General features: G+C 70.4%; 12 protein-coding genes. All 12 read left to right on the top strand.

Annotated elements, in window-relative coordinates; genetic code table 11:
• The first annotated feature begins 8 nt into the window (after nucleotides 1-8).
• The 12 genes from ABZU76_RS07870 to ABZU76_RS07815 all read left to right on the top strand — a co-directional run bounded on the left by ABZU76_RS07870 (nucleotide 9) and on the right by ABZU76_RS07815 (nucleotide 16,661).
• A complete protein-coding gene (locus tag ABZU76_RS07870) occupies nucleotides 9-3,302 on the top strand; it encodes an amino acid adenylation domain-containing protein (protein WP_354866219.1) in 3,294 nt (1,097 codons plus the stop codon).
• Nucleotides 3,299-3,826 carry a DinB family protein gene (locus ABZU76_RS07865; RefSeq protein ID WP_354866217.1) on the top strand — a complete coding sequence of 176 codons (528 nt, stop codon included), beginning with the start codon at nucleotides 3,299-3,301 and terminating at the stop codon, nucleotides 3,824-3,826. The genes ABZU76_RS07870 and ABZU76_RS07865 overlap by 4 nt, the downstream gene beginning before the upstream one ends.
• A 36-nt stretch (nucleotides 3,827-3,862) precedes the next feature.
• Nucleotides 3,863-4,063 (top strand): ferredoxin, encoded by a 201-nt coding sequence (locus tag ABZU76_RS07860; RefSeq protein WP_354866215.1) that lies wholly within the window; start codon nucleotides 3,863-3,865, stop codon nucleotides 4,061-4,063.
• Nucleotides 4,060-4,857 (top strand): hypothetical protein, encoded by a 798-nt coding sequence (locus tag ABZU76_RS07855; RefSeq protein ID WP_354866213.1) that lies wholly within the window; start codon nucleotides 4,060-4,062, stop codon nucleotides 4,855-4,857. Before ABZU76_RS07860 ends, ABZU76_RS07855 begins: the two co-directional genes overlap by 4 nt.
• Nucleotides 4,854-6,611, top strand: coding sequence for a non-ribosomal peptide synthetase (locus ABZU76_RS07850; protein ID WP_354866211.1), 1,758 nt, complete (start codon nucleotides 4,854-4,856; stop codon nucleotides 6,609-6,611). Before ABZU76_RS07855 ends, ABZU76_RS07850 begins: the two co-directional genes overlap by 4 nt.
• A gap of 42 nt (nucleotides 6,612-6,653) precedes the next feature.
• The gene (locus ABZU76_RS07845; RefSeq protein ID WP_354866209.1) at nucleotides 6,654-6,878 is read left to right on the top strand and encodes a hypothetical protein; all 225 of its coding nucleotides are present in this window, start codon (nucleotides 6,654-6,656) and stop codon (nucleotides 6,876-6,878) included.
• A gap of 11 nt (nucleotides 6,879-6,889) precedes the next feature.
• A complete protein-coding gene (locus ABZU76_RS07840; RefSeq protein ID WP_354866207.1) occupies nucleotides 6,890-9,766 on the top strand; it encodes a type I polyketide synthase in 2,877 nt (958 codons plus the stop codon).
• A complete protein-coding gene (locus tag ABZU76_RS07835; protein WP_354866205.1) occupies nucleotides 9,763-10,968 on the top strand; it encodes an amino acid adenylation domain-containing protein in 1,206 nt (401 codons plus the stop codon). The genes ABZU76_RS07840 and ABZU76_RS07835 overlap by 4 nt, the downstream gene beginning before the upstream one ends.
• 67 nt (nucleotides 10,969-11,035) lie before the next feature.
• Nucleotides 11,036-11,716 carry a hypothetical protein gene (locus ABZU76_RS07830; RefSeq protein WP_354866202.1) on the top strand — a complete coding sequence of 227 codons (681 nt, stop codon included), beginning with the start codon at nucleotides 11,036-11,038 and terminating at the stop codon, nucleotides 11,714-11,716.
• Between the two features lie 157 nt (nucleotides 11,717-11,873).
• A complete protein-coding gene (locus tag ABZU76_RS07825) occupies nucleotides 11,874-13,145 on the top strand; it encodes an MFS transporter (RefSeq protein WP_354866200.1) in 1,272 nt (423 codons plus the stop codon).
• Entirely contained in the window at nucleotides 13,145-15,709 is a 2,565-nt protein-coding gene (locus ABZU76_RS07820; protein WP_354866198.1) for a penicillin acylase family protein, read from the top strand. Before ABZU76_RS07825 ends, ABZU76_RS07820 begins: the two co-directional genes overlap by 1 nt.
• Nucleotides 15,710-15,869: 160 nt before the next feature.
• Nucleotides 15,870-16,661: an alpha/beta fold hydrolase gene (locus ABZU76_RS07815; protein WP_354866196.1), complete on the top strand. Its 792-nt coding sequence runs from the start codon at nucleotides 15,870-15,872 to the stop codon at nucleotides 16,659-16,661.
• Nucleotides 16,662-16,701 lie beyond the last annotated feature (40 nt).

Genomic DNA, 16,701 nt, shown 5'->3' with positions numbered 1-16,701 from the left:
GGAGAGCCATGACCGCCGGAACGACCGCAGTCTTCCCGACCAGTTACGCTCAGCAGTCCCTTTGGATCCTCGGCCAGTTGGTCCCGGGCACCGCGGCCTACAACGTGCCGCTCGCGCTGCGGTTGCGCGGCCGGCTCGACATGGACGCGCTCACCCGGTCGCTGGAAACGGTGGTGGGCCGGCACGACACACTGCGGACCACCTTCGACCAGATCGACGGCCAGACGGTGCAGGTCATCACGGACGAGGTCGCCGTCACGATCGAAACCAAGGACCTCCGCGGCCGTGAGGTCTCCGCCGCCGAGGTCACGGCGCTTCTTTCCCGGGACGCGGCCCGCCCGTTCGACCTGGCGGTGGGTCCTCTGCTGCGGGTGTCGCTGGTCCGGGTCGCCGACGACGATCAGACACTGCTGCTCACGGTGAGCCACCTCGTGTCGGACATGTGGTCGCTCGGCATCCTGGTCACCGAGCTATCGGCCGTCTACGCCGCCGAGCTCGCCGGCGTCCCGGCCGGGCTGCCGGCACTCCCGCTGCAGTACGGCGACCTCGCCGTGTGGGAGGCGGAACGAGTCACCGAGGAGTTCGTCGAAGACCGGCTGGGCTACTGGCGCGGGCAGCTCGAAGGAGCCCCGAAACTGCTCGATCTGCCGACGGACCGGGCTCGCCCGGCGAACCAGAGTTTCCGGGGCGACCTGGAGCCGGTCTCGTTCTCGCCCGGGCTTTCCCAGCTGGCCTCGGACTTCGCCAAGAGCAGCGGCGCGACGCCGTTCATGGTGCTGCTGGCGGGATTCAAGGCGGTACTCAGCCGCTATACCGGCAGCGACGACGTCGTCGTGGGCATGCCCGCGTCCACCCGCGAGGTGGAGGCCGAATCGCTGATCGGCTGCTTCATCAACGCCGTCCCGCTGCGGACCTCCCTGGCCGGTGATCCGACGTTCGCCGAGCTGGTCGACCGGGTGCGCACAGTGACCGCCGAGGGCATCCAGCACCGTGACCTGCCGTTCGGACGGCTGGTCGAGGAGCTGCGCGTGCCGCGTGATCTCAGCTACAACCCGTTGGTGCAGGCCATGTTCGTACTGCAGAACGCGCCGGTGGCCGCGCCGGAGTTCGCCGGGCTCGAGGTCGTGCCGGTGCACGTCGGGCGCGGCGCGGCGCAGCTCGACCTCGAACTGCACCTTTGGAGCGGGAACGACGCCTTCGAAGGATTCATCGAGTACAACACCGATCTGTTCGACGCCGCGACCATGCGGAGGCTGTGGGGGCATTTGGAAGTGCTGCTGGAGGCGGCTCTTCGACGGCCGTCTTCGCGGCTCTCGGAGCTGCCGATGCTCACCGGGGACGAAATCCGGCGCCAGGTGCTGGCCTGGAACGCCACCGCACGCCAGGTCGACGACGTCTGCCTGCACGAGCTGTTCACCCGGCAAGCCCGGCGCACCCCGGCGGAGTTCGCGCTGCGCTGGGAGGGTGGCGGCCTGACTTATCAAGAGCTCGACGGCCGGTCGAACGCTGTGGCACAGCGGATGCGGACGCTCGGCGTCGGCCGGGACACGGTGGTCGGCATCTGCGCGCGCCGGTCGGCGGAGCTCGTTACCGGCATCCTCGGTGTGCTCAAGGCCGGCGGCACCTATGTGGCGCTGGACTCCGGCTATCCGGACGAGCGGCTGGCGTTCATGCTCACCGACTCCAGCCCGGCCGTGGTGCTGGCGCAGCGGGACCTGCTCACCCGGCTGCCGATCGACCCGGCGACGGGCGAGGTGTTCGGGGGTGACGGATTCGCCACGACCCTCCTTTGCTTGGAGGACTTTGAAAACACCGCCGAGCCTGTCCCGTCGTCGGCGCGCGTGGGCGACCTGGCGAACATCATCTACACGTCGGGGTCGACCGGCCGGCCTAAGGGCGTGGCGGTGCCGCACCGCGGCCTGGTCAACACCGTCGTCACCGTCAGCCGCGCGTACGGGATGACCGGCACCGACCGGGTCCTTAACATGTCCTCGGTCAGCTTCGACGTCTCTGTCTTCGAGATCTTCGGCACGCTGTCCGTCGGTGGGACGCTCGTCCTGCCCGACGAGGACGAAATGAAGGATGCCGCCTACCGTCTGAGGATGATCGACGAGTTCGGTGTGACCATCTGGGTTTCGGTGCCGCCGTTGCTGGACAGCCTCGTGACCGAACTGGAAAAGCGTGGCGAGCGCCGGGAGGCCATCCGCCTGGCGCTCAATGTCGGCGATGTGCTGCCGCTCGGCCTGCCCGGGCGGGCGCGGGCGGTGTTTCCGAACATCCGCCATCACAACATGGGCGGCCCGACCGAGGTGTCCATCTTCGCCACCGAATACGAGGTGGTCGCAGTCGATCCAGGCTGGAGCAGCGTGCCCTACGGCGTGCCGACCGGGAACATGCAGGTCCTGATCCTCGACGAATGGATGCGGCCGGTCCCAGTGGGTGTACCGGGGCAGCTTTACCACGGCGGGGCCGGGGTCACTCGCGGCTACCTGAACCGGCCGGGCCTGACCGCGCAGCGGTACGTGCCCAACCCGTTCGCCGGGGTGTTCACCGACGTGTCGCCCGGCGCGCGGCTTTACGCGTCGGGCGATCTCGCCCGGTACGGCGCCGACGGCGTCGTGGAACTGCTGGGCCGGATGGACAATCAGGTGAAGATTCGCGGGTTCCGGATCGAGCTCGGCGAGATTATTTCGACCCTGGACCGCATCCCGGCAGTCTCGGAGTCCATTGTGGTGGCTGCAGACGATGGCGGTGAGAAGCGGCTTGTCGCCTACTACGTGCCGGCCGCGAGCCACGATCCGAGCATTGCGGACCTGCGTGAGGACCTCAAGCGCACCCTGCCGTACTACATGGTGCCGTCGGCCTTCGTGCGGCTCGACGCGCTGCCGGTCTCGCCCAACGGGAAGGTCAACCGCAAGGCCCTGCCGGGCGTCGGCACCGAACGTCCGGAAATGGCCAGCGTCTACACCGAACCCCGGACCGACGTCGAGCGTGTTGTCCGCGACATCTGGCTTGAGGTGCTGCCGGTCGAGCAGGTCGGCGTGCACGACCACTTCTTCGAACTGGGCGGGCAATCCCTGCATGCCACTCAGGTCGTTTCCCTGCTGCGTGAGAACTTCCGCGTCGAGGTACCGCTGCGGGCGGTCTTCGACGGCCCGACCATCGCAGACCAGGCGGTGGTCGTGGAAGAGGCCGGACGGGCCGCCGCGGTCGATGTGTCGGCTGCTGCCGGGACCGCGCTGGCGGTCGCCGAACTGTCCGAAGAGGACGTTCTGAAAATGCTGAGCACCCGCGGCTCATGAACGGGAACGAGAATCCTGATTTGTTCCACGCACCGATGGACCGGCCCGAAGTGCCTGGCACCGGCGACGAGAGAACCGCGCTGGCCAGGTGGCTCGACTGGCACCGGGCAACCCTGCTGCGGAAGCTCGACGGCCTCAGTGAGGAACAGTTGCGCCGGGCCGTGCTTCCGACCGGACTGTCCTTGCTCGGCCTCGTCAAGCACCTGACCGACGTCGAACAGGGCTGGTTCGTGCTCGACTTCGCCGGCGGCGACGAGCCTCCGATCTATAGCGGCGGTGAGCCCGGCGCGGAGTTCCGGGTCTCCGAAAGCGCCGGGGAGATAGTCGGGCAGTACCTGAGAATGTGCAGTCGTGCCAGGGAAATTGTCGCGACTGAGTCCTCTTTGGATATAACTGTTCCGAATGTGCGGCGCGGTGCGGTCGACCTGCGCTGGATCCTGCTGCACATGATCGAGGAGACCGCGCGCCACAACGGGCACGCGGATGTGATCCGGGAACTGATCGACGGCCGGACCGGCTGGTGACGACCGGGCTGATGCGGCAGAGAGCAGGAGAGGCAGATGCGAGTATCCATCCAGCGCGAGCGCTGTGTCACTTCGGGTCGGTGCGTGGTGACCGCGCCCGAGGTGTTCGGGCATAACGACGACGGGATTGTCACCCTGCTCGACGAAGCGCCAGCTCCGGACCGGCATGCGGCCGTCCGCGAGGCGGCGTACCTGTGCCCCTCACTGGCCATCGAGTTGCACGGCGGTCAACGGTGAGCGGCGACGGCTGGCTGCGGATCGGTACCGGCACGGGGGAACACGTTGCGCTCGCGGTCGATTTCGAGAGCAGCGGACGGCCAGAGGCCGGGTTCGGCGACTTGGCCAAGTTGCTTCCGGACGTCGAGCTGTGGCTCACCGTTTCCCCTCCCGGGCAACCGGGCCGCGCACTATCCGCGGAGGACTACTTCACCTGGTGGGCGGATTGGCCCATGAACTCGGCGCCGATCGCCAGTGTGTTCGGGTTTTGCGCTGGCAGCGTGTTCGCCCCGGAGCTGGCGGCACGGATCGAGCGTGTGCAGGGCAGGTGCCCGGCGGTCGTGCTGTTCGATCCGGAGCGGCCAGGACTGCCGAACCTCCACCGGGACTTCGACCGGGCCGTGGCAATGGCCTCGCTCCTCACCGCGGAGGAGGCCGACGAGCTACGGGCCGGCGCTCAGCGCGTACGCGAGGAACGGTGGGACGACTTCACCGCGGCGAGCGCAGAGCTGGTCGAGCTATACGAACAGGCGGGCTCGACAGCCTTCGCCAGGAGCGGAATCGACAAGGATCTCGCCGGGGAACTGCTCGGCATGTTCCGCTCTTACGTCTCCTACCTGGTCGCGGGGTACGAGCTGACCTCCGACATCGCCTGGGCGAACGCGGTCGCGGTGACTTCTACCGGGTCGAGAAGCGGGGCGCGGCACGCGGCCAGGGAGCTGTCATTCCCGGTCCCGCACGACGACCTCCTGCGGTACCCGGGCGTGGCCGGTGCCGTCCGCGAGATCCTCGGCGCCCGGAGAGTCGCCCGATGACTGTGGAATCCCCGCCTGGCACCGAAACGGCGGCATTGCCGGCGGGGTTCGACACCCAGGTCGCGCGGACGCCGGACGCCGTCGCCGTCCGGCATGAGGACACCGGGCTGACTTACCGCGCACTCGACGCGCGGGCCAACCGGCTCGCCCGCCTGCTGATGGCCGCAGGTGCCGGCCGCGGCACCGTTGTCGCGGTCGTTCTGCCACGGTCGCCGGACCTGGTCGCGGCGCTGCTGGCGGTTCTGAAGGCGGGTGCGGCCTACGCGCCGATCGACACGTTGGACCCGACGGATCGGATGAACTACATCGTCGGCGATTCGGCGGCGGCACTCGTGCTCACCGTGGCCGCGCTCGCGAACCGCCTGGACGGGGTCGGCGGGACTCAGGTCCTCGCGCTGGACGAGCTCGACCTGGAGGAGTATCCGGCGGATCCGGTGACCGATCTCGACCGCGGCGCGGCCATCGCCGAGCTGGACGCTGCTTACGTCATCTACACCTCGGGTTCGACTGGACGGCCCAAGGGCGTGGTCGTCGAACACCGCGCGATGGCAGCTTATCTGCGCTACGCCCGTGACAACTACCCCGGTACGGGCGCGGTGAGCCTGCTGCATTCGTCAGTGTCGTTCGATATGGCCGTGACGACGCTGTACGCCCCGTTGCTGGCCGGCGGCACCGTCGCATTGACCGACCTCAAGGACGTGCTCCCCTCGGCTGCCCGGCCGGGTTTCCTCAAGGTCACGCCATCACACCTGGGGCTGCTGCACACCCTGCCGGCCTCCTGCGCGCCGACCGGGCAGCTCGTCGTCGGTGGTGAACTGCTGACCGGCGCGGCCACCGACGCCTGGCGCGCCCGGTACCCCGGCGTCACGGTGATCAACGAGTATGGTCCCACCGAGGCCACTGTCGGCTGCTCCGTGCGAGTCATCAGGCCGGAAGACCGGATCGACCCCGGACCGGTCCCGATCGGCACCGCCATGCCGGGCACGCGGATGTTCGTCTTGGACGCGGCGCAGCGGCCTGTGGCAGGCGATGGCGTCGGCGAGCTCTACATCGCCGGTGCACAGTTGGCCCGCGGCTATCTCGGCCGCCCGGGGCTGACCGCTTCGCGGTTCGTGCCGGATCCTTCCGGCGAGCCCGGCGGCCGGATGTACCGGACTGGTGATCTTGCCCGGCGCCGGGCGGACGGGCTGTTCGAGTACTGTGGGCGCACCGACGACCAGGTCAAGATCCGCGGGTTCCGGATCGAGCTCGGCGAGGTCGAGGCGGCCGTTTCTCAAGACGAAGCCGTGCTTTCCGCGGCCGTGATCGCGCGCGGGACAGGCGCGGGAATCAAGCAGCTGGTCGCCTACGTGGTCCCGGTGGCCGCCGTCGCGCCGGACATGGCGGACCTGCGCGCCCGGCTGGCCCGCACACTGCCGGAATACCTGATCCCCACTGCGTTCGTGCTGATGTCCGCGCTCCCGTTGACCACCAACGGAAAACTGGACGTTCGCGCCTTGCCAGCACCCGATCCGGAGGCCGTCGGCTACGCCCCGCCACGGACTCCGGCCGAATCGTCGCTGTGCGGACTGTTCGCGGAACTCACCGGCGCCCCACGGGTCGGCATCGACGACGATTTCGTGGCTCTCGGTGGGGACAGTGTCATCGCGGCTCGCCTGGTCAGTCTCGCCCGGCGGAAGGGGTTCGACCTGGTGCTGCGAGAGGTCCTGCGCCGCCGCACCGTCCGGCGGCTGCTCGCTGATGGCGGCTCATGAGCGGCGAGCGGTCGGCCTACTGCGATTTTCGCCGCCCCAGACGTGCTGCGGCTCTACCTGCTCAGCCTGTTCGGCCGGGCGCCGATGGGCATGATCGCCCTGCTGGTGGTCCCGATGCTGGAACACATGCGAGGTCGGTTCACCGTGGCCGTTCAGTTCGGGGGCGCACTGGCGATCGGGCTCGGCGCGATCAGCCCGTTGCGGTGGCGACTGCCGGCCCTGGTGGGAAGCCGGACGGCCGTGCCCGTCCGCGTTGAGGTGACTTGAAGGAGCAGGAGATGCACGAAAACGCGGTGGCGGTGATCGGTTTCGCCGGGCGGTTTCCCGGCGCAGCGGACGTCGGAACCTTCTGGGACAACCTTTGCGCGGGGCGGAACAGCGTGTCCCGGTTCAGTCCGGCGGAACTCGCCGCGGCCGGGGTAGGGCCGGAGGTGTACACCGATCTCGACTACGTCCCGGTCCGCGGCATTGTCGAGGGCATCGAGGACTTCGACGCGGAGTTGTTCGGGATGACCCCCCGGGAAGCGGAGCTCACTGATCCACAGCAGCGCGTCCTGCTCGAATGCGCCCGCACGGCACTGGAAACGGCGGGATACGCGCCTGGGAGCGCCGACGTCCGCGTCGGCGTCTTCGCGGGCGCAAGCCCTCCGACCTACCTGCGCGCCGCGGCTACCGTACCGGCCGCGCAGCTCGGGGACACGGCAGTCGCGATCGGCAACGACAGCACTTTCCTCGCCACCCGCCTCGCGTACAAGCTGGATCTGCGCGGGCCCGCCATCACCGTGCAAACCGCGTGCTCGACCTCGCTCGTCGCGGTGCACCTCGCCTGCCAGAGCCTGCTCTGTGGTGAGGCCGACCTCGCGCTGGCGAGCGGTGTTTCGATCACCGTGCCGCAGACCTCGGGGCAGCGCCACACCCCCAACGGGATCATCTCGCCGGACGGGCACTGCCGGAGTTTCGACGCGGACGCGCGGGGCACGGTGGCCGGCAACGGCGCGGCCGTGGTTGTGCTCAAGCGGGCCGAAGCCGCACTGGCCGACGGCGACACGATCTACGCGGTGATCCGCGGCTCGGCGGTGAACAACGACGGCGCGGCCAAGGTCGGCTTCACCGCGCCCGGCGTCGAAGGACAGGCCGAGGTCGTCGCGATGGCCCAGCACGTCGCTGGGGTGTCCCCGGACGAGATCTCCTACCTCGAGGCACACGGGACCGGGACCGAGCTCGGGGACCCGATCGAGGTCGCGGCGCTCACCGAGGCTTTCCGGCGGGGAACCGACCGGATCGGCTTTTGCGCACTCGGCTCGGTCAAGCCGAACATTGGGCACCTCGACGCCGCGGCGGGGGTGGCGGGCCTGCTCAAGTGCGTGCTGGCGCTGTACCACGAGCGAATCCCGCCGACCGCCGGCTTCGCTCGGCCGAATCCGTTGATCCCGTTCGAGGAGTCGCCGTTCTTCGTGACCACGGAGCCGCGGGACTGGCCACGGGTCGCCGGGGTACCGCGCCGATGCGGGGTCAGTTCGTTCGGCATCGGCGGGACCAACGCCCATCTCGTGCTGGAAGAAGCGCCGACGGCCGCCCGTGTGGCCGGCCCGGGCCGGGCGGTCGTGATCCCGCTGTCCGCGCGGACGCCGGTGGCGCTCGCCACGCTGATCGAGCGGACCAGCGAAGCGCTGGCCACGGCCGATGACCTGGCCGCCGCGGCGTACACCCTGCAGACCGGCCGGACCGGTTTCGCGCACCGGGCGGCCGTCGTCGCGGCACCTGGCGACGCGGCGGCCGACCTGAACAAGCGCTTCACCGCCGCGGCTCGCGTCGCCGGCGCCGCGCGGCACGTCATCTTCCTGTTCCCTGGTCAGGGCGCGCTGCGCCCCGGCATGCTCCGCGAGCTCTATGACCGGCACCCGGCCGTGCGCGCCGCCGTCGACCGCTGCGCCGACGTCGCGCGGCCGTTGCTCGACGACGATGTCCGGGATGTGCTGTGCGCCGGCGCCCGGGCCGGTGCGGCGGCACAGCCCGCGTTGTTCACTCTCGGGTACGCCCTTGCCGAGTTGCTTGGCGGCTGGGGGATCCGGCCGGACGTGGTCCTCGGGCACAGCCTCGGTGAGTACGTCGCCGCCTGCGTGGCCGGGGCCTTGCCCGTCGAGGACGCGCTGCGCCTGGTCGTCCGGCGCGGCCAGGCGATGACTCGGACGCCGCCGGGCGCGATGCTCGTGGTCGACGCCGACGAAGCCGAAGTCCGGTCGTACCTGCGCGGCGAGATCTGGATCTGCGGGGTGAACGCGCCCTCCTCGGTTACCGTGGCAGGTGCGCCGGCGGCGGTCCGGGAGCTGGTCGGCGTGCTCACCAGGGAAGGCATCGGGCACGTCTGGGTCGAGGTCGACCGGGCCTTCCACACCCCGCTGGTCGAGCCCGCACTGGCCAGCCTCCGAGCGGCGGCGGCGGAGGTGGACTGGCAGCCGCTGACAGTGCCGCTCGCCGCGAACCACACCGGGACGCTGCTTCCGACCGGAACGGTGCTTTCGCCGGAACATTGGGTCACGCACGCCCGGGAACCCGTTCGTCTGCGCGAGGCCGCCACCAGTGTGCTCGGCCTGCCGGACGCGATCTTCCTCGAGTTGGGCGGCGGCCACGCGCTCACCACCGCGGTGCGCGAGAACGCTGCCGGACGAAAGGTGCCCGCGTTCTCCCTCGCCGGGCGCGACGGCGTCCCGGACGAGCATGACGTGCTGACCGCGGTAGCCGGATTCTGGAGTGCGGGGGGAAGTCCACAGTGGACCGTGCTGTCGTCCGGTCCGCGGCGGCGGGTTCCGTTGCCGACCTACCCCTACGACAGGCGCAGGCACTGGTTCGAAACCGCGGCCGGACCACCGTCCGGATCGCCATCCGAGGTGGCAGCCGCCGAGGACGCGGGGACGGGGATCGTCGCGGAGGTCGAACGGATCTGGGTCGAGCTGCTGGGGCACGAGCGGTTCGACCCGGACGCGAGCTTCCTGGACCTTGGCGGCAATTCGCTGACCGCGGTCCAGCTGCTGACCCGGCTGCGGACCGCCTTCGGTGTCCGGCTCTCGCTGCGGCTCCTGTTCGACAGCCCGACAGTGGCCGGGATCGCCGAGCTTGTCCGGACCGCCGTGCCCACCGAAGGGCCTGTCCGATGATCGGGGGCACGGTCCACGCACTGGTAGCGGCACAAGCGGCCGCGGCACCGGACGCCGTGGCCCTCAGCTGTGCTGGACAGAGCCTGACTTACGGCGAGTTGGATGCGTCGGCCGACCGGCTCGCCCGTTCCCTGCTGGCGCGCGGGGCCGGGCCGGATCGGCTGGTCGGGGTCTGCCTCGACCGTACGATCGAGCTCCCCGTCGTATTGCTGGCGGTGCTGAAGACCGGCGCCGCGTACCTGCCGCTGGATCCGGCGTACCCGCCCGCCCGGACGCGGTTCATGGTCGCCGATGCGGGCCCGGCGCTGATCGTCGCGGACGCCGCGTCGGCCTTGTCCGGTCTGGCTCTGTCCGATCCGGGCACCCCCGTCGTGGCGCTCGATGACCTTCTGCGTGAGGACGGGCACGCGGACCCGCCGCCGATCGAGGCGAGCGCCGAGAGCCTGGCCTACGTCATGTACACCTCAGGGTCGACCGGAACGCCGAACGGTGTCGAGGTCCCGCACCGGGCGATTGTGAACCTGGTCCGGGCCGGGACGTACGTGCGGTTCGCGGCGGACGAGGTGTTCCTGCAGGCCGCGCCGCTCTCCTTCGACGCGTCCACCTTCGAGATCTGGGGCGCGCTGGCGAACGGCGCGCGGCTGGCGCTGTTCCCTGGCCGGTATCCGGAACCCGCCGAACTCGGCGAGGCCATCCGGGGCGAAGGTGTCACCACCTTGTGGCTGACTGCCGGCCTGTTCCACCGGATGGTCTCCGACCGGCTCGACGACCTGCGGCCCCTGCGTCAGCTCTTGGCGGGTGGCGATGTGCTGTCCGTGCCGCTCGTGCGCCGCGCGGTGGCCGCGCTGCCCGGCTGCCGGATCGTCAACGGCTACGGCCCGACCGAGGCGACCGCTTTCACCAGCTGTCACCGGATCGCGGCCGCGCCGCCCGGGCCGGTGCCGATCGGGAAGCCGATCGACCGCGTGACCGCCTACGTCCTCGACGCGCACCTGAACCCGTTGCCACACGGGGAACCCGGTGAGCTGTACGCGGGCGGCGCCGGCGTCGCCCGCGGGTACCGGCGGCGTGCTTCGCTGACCGCCGCGCGATTCCTGCCTGACCCGTTCGACGCCCGTCCCGGTGCGCGGATGTACCGCACCGGTGACCGGGCTCGATACGCCAGGGGCGTCCTCGAGTTCCTCGGCCGGCAGGACCGGTAGATCAAGTAGCGCGGATACCGAATCGAGCCCGGCGAGATCGAAGCCGCATTGGCCGAACATTCCCGGAGTGCGTGAGACGGTCGTAGTGGCCGCCGTCGACGGGACAGGGAAGAGCCGGCTGACCGGGTACGTCACCGGGTCGGTGACCTCCGGCACCGAACTGCGGAAGTATCTCGCCGCCCGGCTGCCCGTGTTCCTGGTGCCACCGGTGATCGCGGTGCTCGACCGGCTGCCACTGACTCCGAACGGCAAGATCGACCGGGCTGGTACACCCGCTGTCGCCCCGGCTGGCAGCGGCGAGGCGGCGGGCACGGTGACCGAAGAACTGCTGGCCGGACTGCGCGTGCCATCGGCCACCTCGACGGCGTGCCACGTTCTTCATGGCGCTGCTGGCCGCGTTCGCCTCGCCCGACCACCTGCCGACGTCGCCGTGGCCGCCCGGCTGCGCGAAGCCGGGCTCAGCCCGGAACTGGTCAGGCTCGGCCGGGACGGCCTCGCCGAGGCCCTGCACCGCCTGCTTTCGTTCCAGCGGGCCAAATCCTCCGACGACCCCGGCCGGACGGACTTCCCGCTGACCGTGTTCAGGGCGCCCGGCAGTGGCGCGGACGAGCGGGGGCACTTCGAACGTCGGCGGGACCTTGCCCCGAAGACTGAGCTAGTCGAGATCCCGGGTGACCACCTTTCGGTGATGACGCCGCCCAGCCTCGAGCCCGTGCTCGGCGACCTACACCGTCAGCTCCATCGGTGACCCGCCCGACGGCACCTGTCCGGCGAGACAGGGGTTTCCCTGACAGGAGACCCTCGCGGCGGGTGCCCGGGGACGGTGGTTCCGTGCGAACGTCGGTAAATGGCTGCCGGTGCGGCCGGAAACGAGAGCCGGAAATCCAGACTGGGGAAGGTACCGGGTGAACGCAGCCAATGTGCGCACGCGGACGGCTGTGCCGTTCCGGCGGTTCTGGTGGTCGGCCGTGGTGTCGGGCACCGGCGACGGGATCCGGCTCGTCGCGCTCCCGCTCTTCGCCGCGGCGCTGACCCGCCAACCCGCTGCGGTCGCCATCGTGACCTTCGCCGGTGGCCTGCCATGGCTGCTCGTCGGGCCGTTCACCGGGGCGCTGACCGATCGCTGGACCGATCACCGGCGGGTGCTCTGGGCCACCGACGTCACGAGTGCGATCGTGATCGGGGCGGCCGGGCTGCTGGCCGTCGCCGGGGCCGGGGCGATCCCGCTGCTCGCTGCGGTCAACTTCGCCCTCTGCGCGGTGCAGACCCTGCGGGACAACGCGGCCGTTGCGATCGTGCCACGGCTGGTCGCCAGGAACCGCCTGGAGACGGCCAACAGCAGAATGCAGGCCGCCCAGCTCCTTACCGTGCAACTGGCCGGCCCGCCGCTGGGTGCGGCGCTGTTCATCCTGCCCACGGGCGTGCCGTTCCTGCTCGACGCCGCTTCGTTCGTCGTGTCCGCCGTGCTCGTGCTCAGCATCACCAGTACGACGGTCGCGGTCGCCTCGCCTGTATCCGCCGCCGTGGCCCGGGCCGGGATCTTCGGCGAGATCCGGGAAGGGCTGCGGTGGCTGTGGCGGCACCGCCTGCTGAGGTCGGTCTGTCTGATGGTCGGCATGGTGAACATCGCGGTGACGGGTGCGCTGGCGATCGCCGTGCTCTACGCCTACGAAGTCCTGCACATCGGCCGGCTCGCCTACGGCGTCCTGCTCGCAGTGATCGCGCTCGGCGGGCTGGTCGGCACGCTCGCCGCCCCCGCCTTGACCACCCGGTTCAGCCGCGGCCGCGTGCTGCGGACCGTCTTCGCCGCCGCGCCGGTCGCGTTCACGGTGGCCGGGCTGACCACCGACTACCTGGTGGCGACGCTCTCACTGGCGATGGTCGGCGCGGCGATCGGCGTCACCAACGTGGTGAGCATTTCACTGCGCCAGCTGCTGGTGCCCGCGGGCTTGCTGGGCCGGGTCAACGCCGCGTACCGGTTCTTCGCGTTCGGCATGGCCCCGCTCGGCGCCGCGCTGAGCGCGGTGGCCGCCGAAGCCTGGGGGCTCTCGGCACCGTTCCTGCTGGGCGCGGTGGTGCTCGCCGGGGCCTGGCTGCTGTCCGTGCGGGGGCTGCGGACCGCGGTGGTGGACCACTATCTGCCCGCCGAAAACTCCGTGCAAGGGGAGGAAGCCTGATGGAGGAAAAAACCGAGCCCGAAGCACACGTCGCGGCGCTGGAGAAGCCGCGCCGGCGCCGGGCCCGAAAGGTCCTCCTGGGACTGGGGGCCGTCGTGCTGGTGCTGGTCCTCGCCGCTAGCGTGGCCGCGGTCGTGGTGGTCCGGAAGTCGTTCCCGGAGACCGACGGCGAGCTGACTGTGGCCGGGCTGCACGGCCCGGTCGAGGTGCTGCGTGACGACCTCGGCGTGCCGCAGGTCTACGCCGATGACGCCCGCGACCTGTTCCTCGCGCAAGGCTATCTCCACGCCCAGGACCGGTTCTGGGAGATGGACGTCCGGCGGCACATCACGGCGGGGCGCCTCGCCGAACTGTTCGGTCCCAGCCAGCTGGCCACCGACTCGGTCGTGCGGACCATGGGCTGGTACGACGTCGCCACCCGGGAGCTCTCGCTGCTCTCTCCGTCCACAAGGGACTATCTGGACGCCTACAGCCAGGGCGTCAACGCCTACCTGAGCGACCACGAGGGCGCCGCGCTGAGCGCCGAATACGCCGTGCTCGGGCTCAGCACGTCCGGCTACCGGCCGCAACAATGGACCCCGGCGGACTCGGTGGCCTGGCTCAAGGCGGTGGCCTGGGACCTCAATTCGGGGATCGACACCGAGATCCAGCGTTCGCTGCTGGCGGCCACGCTCCCGCCCGAGCGGGTCGAGGCGCTCTACCCGCCATATGACTACTCCCGCTTCCCGTCGATCGTGCGGAGCACCGTTCCGGGTGCCAAGTCTTCCACCGGGATCGTCTCGGTGACCGGCGGCGGTAGTGCGCTGGGCGGCGTGTCCTCACTGCGCGAGACGCTGACCGGCGTGCTGGGCCAGACCGGGCCGGGCATTGGGTCGAACTCGTGGGTGGTGGCCGGCAGCCGGACCACGACCGGGGCGCCGATGCTCGCCAACGACCCGCATCTGGCGCCGTCGATGCCGGGCATCTGGAACCAGATCGGTCTGCACTGCACCACCGTGAACGCCACTTGCCCGTTCGACGTCACCGGGTTCGGCTTCTCCGGGATGCCCGGCGTCATCGTCGGCCACACCGGCGAAATCGCCTGGGGGCTGACCAACGTCGGCGCCGACGACTCGGACCTGTTCCTGGAGAAGGTGACCGGGAACAGCTACGAGTACCGGGGCGAGCAGGTGCCACTGACCGTCCGGCAGGAGACGATCGCGGTCGCAGGTGAGCCTTCGCGGACCATCATCGTCCGCTCCACCAGGCACGGCCCGCTGCTGTCCGACGTACTGCCCAAGACCGCCACGATGGCCGCGCAGGGGCGCAGCCCCGGTGTCTCGGCCGCTGCGGGGTACTCCGTCGCGTTGCAGTGGACCGCGCTCGAACCCTCTCGGACGATGGACGCCGTCCTCGCCCTCGATGTGGCCAAGGACTGGACCGCCTTCCGTCAAGCTGTGTCGCTGTTCAGCGCTCCGGCCCAGAACATGATCTACGCTGACCGCGCGGGCAACATCGGCTACCAGATGTCGGGTGCTCTGCCCGTACGCGGGCAGGGCGACGGAAGCTACCCCGCGGCCGGGTGGACCGGCGACCAGGACTGGACCGGGACGGTCGGGTTCGACCGGCTGCCCACGGTATTCAACCCGCCGGAGGGTTACATCGTCACGGCCAACAACGCCGCCGCGCCCCCGGCCACCGGCCCGCTCGTCACCGGCTACTGGGTGCCCGGCTACCGGGCCGCGCGGATCAGCGACCTGATCGAGCACGCGCCCGGCAAACTCGACGCGGCCGCGATGGCCCGGATGCAGTTGGACAGCTACAACCCCGGCGCGGCCGAGCTCGTGCCGCGGCTGCTCGCCGTCGATCCCGGCGAGGGGGTCCACGCGGCACAGAACCTGTTGCGGGGCTGGGACTTCCAGCAGCCAGTGGATTCGGCGGCCGCCGCGTACTTCAATGCGGTGTGGCGCAACCTGGTCCGGTTGACCTTCGGCGACGACCTGGCCGCGACCTCAGCCACTGCAAAGCCCAGCGGCAGCGGTCGCTGGTTCGACCTGGTGCACCGGATCCTGGACCGGCCGGACGATCCGTGGTGGCGCAACGCCACCGATCCGCGCAACCTGCGCACGCGCGACGACGTGCTGCGGGCGGCGTTGCAGGACGCGGAGGCCGAACTGCGCACGAGCCTCGGCGGCGACCCCGCCGGCTGGCGGTGGGGTGAGCTGCACACACTGACGCTGAGGAACCAGACCCTCGGCACGGGTGGGCCCGCCCCGGTCAAGTGGCTGCTCAACGCCGGGCCGTTCCCGGTGCCCGGCGGCTCGGACGCCGTCGACGCGACCAGTTGGGATGCGAGCCGCGGCTACGAGGTCACTACCGGGCCGTCCATGCGGATGGTCGTTGACCTCGCCGATCTCGACAAATCACGCTGGGTCAACCTGACCGGCGAGTCCGGGCACGCCTTCGACGCCAACTACCAGGACCAGACCGAGCTTTATCTGCGCGGGGAAACGGAGGAGTGGGCGTTCCGCAGAGCCGCCGTGCGATCGGCGGCGAAGCACACCTTGCTCCTGCGCCCGGCGTGACGGCGGATGGGGTGTCGGTTCCGGCTCGGTGGTATTGGCGTGTAGAGGAGTCCACTGACTTGTCGCCCCCGCCGGGGATGGAGGAGGCTCGAAGACGCGGTGGGACAAAGAATTCCTGGCCGGCCAGGCAAGAACCGCTTTCAGCACTGGGGAGAATCGCATGGAATGGCTTCGTGATTTGTCCGGTGCGCACGAACCGGTGACGACGCTGCTGTGTTTCCCGCCGGCCGGCGGCGGGGCGTACGGCTACCGGAATTGGGCCCGCCGGCTGCCCGCCCACTTCGGGGTCGTCGCGGTCGAATTGCCGGGCCACGGCTCGCGGCTCGGCGAACCGCTGGTGTCCACTCTGCCCGGCCTGCTCGGCGGCGGCCTGCTGGGGGAGGTCCGCACGCTACTCGACCGGCCGGTGGTGGTGCTGGGGCACAGCATGGGGGCCATCGTGGCCGCCGCGTTGTGCCGGGCGCTGCTGGCCGAGGACGGCTGGCGGCCGCTGCTGTTCGTCGCGGCGGGATGCGCGGCGCCGGACCTCCCATCGGTTCCGGACTATGACATGCGGATGACCGACCAGGGCATCCTCGACTTCCTGCGCGACGCCGGTGGTACGCCTTCGGGCATCCTCGGCAACGAGGAGTACCTGGCGATGATCCGGCCGGTCGTCCGGGCGGATCTCGACGCGATCGCGCACCGCGACCTCGGCGCACGGCCGAGGCTCGGTTGTCCGGTCCGGTCCTATGTCGGCGGCGAAGATCCGCGGGTTTCCGCCGATCGCGCGGCCGGCTGGGTGGCCGAAAGCGACGGCGACTTCGAGCAGTGCACTTTCCCCGGCGGGCACTTCTTCCTCCATGACAACGCGGAAATGGTGCTCAGCAGGCTTCAGCGTGACATCGGCGACGTCCGGCACCGGGCGCGCGGCACCCGGCAGGCCGGGTCGCGGAACCCAGTCGCGGGCTGACCCGCGACCCGCACGGACGCCACTACCCACCCACCCGGAC

This window comes from Amycolatopsis sp. NPDC005232 (assembly GCF_040607795.1).
Taxonomy (GTDB): Bacteria; Actinomycetota; Actinomycetes; order Mycobacteriales; family Pseudonocardiaceae; genus Amycolatopsis.
The sequence above is the reverse complement of the archived record's forward strand: the minus strand, read 5'-3'. Positions and strand labels throughout refer to the sequence as shown.

Excerpts from the sequence above, each read along its gene's own strand:
- ABZU76_RS07820 (WP_354866198.1), top strand. The coding sequence starts at position 13,145 with ATGGAGGAAAAAACCGAGCCCGAAGCACACGTCGCGGCGCTGGAGAAG.
- ABZU76_RS07835 (WP_354866205.1), top strand. The coding sequence starts at position 9,763 with ATGATCGGGGGCACGGTCCACGCACTGGTAGCGGCACAAGCGGCCGCG.
- ABZU76_RS07850 (WP_354866211.1), top strand. The coding sequence starts at position 4,854 with ATGACTGTGGAATCCCCGCCTGGCACCGAAACGGCGGCATTGCCGGCG.
- ABZU76_RS07815 (WP_354866196.1), top strand. The coding sequence starts at position 15,870 with ATGGAATGGCTTCGTGATTTGTCCGGTGCGCACGAACCGGTGACGACG.
- ABZU76_RS07870 (WP_354866219.1), top strand. The coding sequence starts at position 9 with ATGACCGCCGGAACGACCGCAGTCTTCCCGACCAGTTACGCTCAGCAG.
- ABZU76_RS07860 (WP_354866215.1), top strand. The coding sequence starts at position 3,863 with ATGCGAGTATCCATCCAGCGCGAGCGCTGTGTCACTTCGGGTCGGTGC.
- ABZU76_RS07865 (WP_354866217.1), top strand. The coding sequence starts at position 3,299 with ATGAACGGGAACGAGAATCCTGATTTGTTCCACGCACCGATGGACCGG.
- ABZU76_RS07840 (WP_354866207.1), top strand. The coding sequence starts at position 6,890 with ATGCACGAAAACGCGGTGGCGGTGATCGGTTTCGCCGGGCGGTTTCCC.